3 protein-coding genes and 2 pseudogenes are annotated in these 1325 nt (G+C 49.1%); 1 reads left to right on the forward strand and 4 read right to left on the reverse strand.

Annotated features, from left to right (window positions below; all coding sequences use genetic code 11):
* Positions 1–264 (forward strand): integrase core domain-containing protein (locus QZ506_RS18295; protein WP_291973016.1); only part of this gene is annotated, 264 nt, incomplete at its 5' end.
* A 34-nt stretch (positions 265–298) separates the two neighbouring features.
* On the opposite strand, the gene QZ506_RS21700 is transcribed toward QZ506_RS18295, so the two are convergent.
* From QZ506_RS21700 to QZ506_RS18310, 4 genes and pseudogenes are all read right to left on the reverse strand, one after another.
* Positions 299–352, reverse strand: coding sequence for a hypothetical protein (locus QZ506_RS21700; RefSeq protein WP_367273037.1), 54 nt, complete (start codon positions 350–352; stop codon positions 299–301).
* Between the two features lie 80 nt (positions 353–432).
* A pseudogene (locus QZ506_RS21705) lies at positions 433–501 on the reverse strand (hypothetical protein); the annotation flags it as partial.
* A 243-nt stretch (positions 502–744) separates the two neighbouring features.
* Positions 745–1032 (reverse strand): annotated as a pseudogene (locus QZ506_RS18305) (multidrug ABC transporter ATP-binding protein); the annotation flags it as partial.
* A gap of 62 nt (positions 1033–1094) precedes the next feature.
* Positions 1095–1325, reverse strand: a 231-nt coding sequence (locus QZ506_RS18310) for an integrase core domain-containing protein (RefSeq protein ID WP_291973017.1), incomplete at its 5' end; no start/stop codon positions are given.

The raw sequence follows: 1325 nt of genomic DNA on the forward strand, positions 1-1325 counted from the left end.
ACGAAAACGAAGGCGATGTCTCCGCAGACGAACGGCATCTGCGAGCGCTTCCATAAAACCATTTTGCAGGATTTTTATCAGGTTACGTTCCGCAAGAAGTTATATGGAGACCTGGAAAGCCTGCAGGTAGATCTGGACAACAGGTTGTGGCAGTACAATAATGAGCGAACTCATCAGGGAAAAACGTGCTGCGGGCGTACGCCGGTGGCCACTTTACTCGATGGAAAACGGATCTGGGCAGAAAAGAATCTGAACCAGATGTAATCTGATAGACACCTGTATAAATAATCGGTAACTGTCAGATCAGGTCTGAGCTAGTACAAATTAACATGCGCGGTCCCGACCAGCGCATAATAGCGCGAATCTGTTCGCGCTTTTGGCCGGTTGATAGCAATGGATTGGGCAATGCTTACAGGCCGGCTTCTCTTCGCCAAACTGATAGCGCTCAAGGCGGTTAGTGGCATAGGCAGAAAGTTGCTGGTAGCGATCGCCGTACTCCACCTCTGCGGGATGATGCTTTTCATAAAAGATCGATCATTAGCAGAACGGTGCGCAGTTCTCGCAGACGATATTTTCCCATCGGTTTTCGTGCCATGGTTGGCCTCTCATCCGGCTATTTCAATTAATGCATTTTACTGGGTGAGATACCATGAATGTCAAAAAAAGCGGGGAAAAAGGGAGTAGGGAGGAAAACGGCGAGAGGCAGCGCTCTCGCCTGAAGATGACAGCATCTCGATGAAGCCGTTACGCCTGACCAAACTGGGCCTGATGCAGACGGGCATAGCTGCCGCTATTATCGAGCAGATCCTGATGACTGCCTTGCTCAATATTCCGTCCCTCATCCACCACCACGATACGATCGGCGTTCTGGATAGTCGCCAGGCGGTGTGCGATCACCAGCGTCGTACGCCCGCTTGATAGTTCGCTTAGCTATTGCTGAATAGCCTGTTCAGTTGCCGTATCTAACGCGGAGGTCGCCTCGTCCAAAATCAGGATCGGTGGTTTTTAAAGGAAAATCCGCGCTATGGATAAAAACTGTACTAGCTCAGATCTGATCTGACAGTTACCGATTATTTATACAGGTGTCTATCAGATTACATCTGGTTCAGATTCTTTTCTGCCCAGATCCGTTTTCCATCGAGTAAAGTGGCCACCGGCGTACGCCCGCAGCACATTTTTCCCTGATGAGTTCGCTCATTATTGTAATGCCACAACCAGTTGTCCATATCTACCTGCAGGCTTTCCAGGTCTCCATATAACTTCTTGCGGAACGTAACCTGATAAAAATCCTGCAAAATGGTTTTATGGAAGCGCTCGCAGATGCC

The sequence above is a fragment of the Candidatus Symbiopectobacterium sp. genome, assembly GCF_020054415.1.
Lineage (GTDB): Bacteria > Pseudomonadota > Gammaproteobacteria > Enterobacterales > Enterobacteriaceae > Symbiopectobacterium.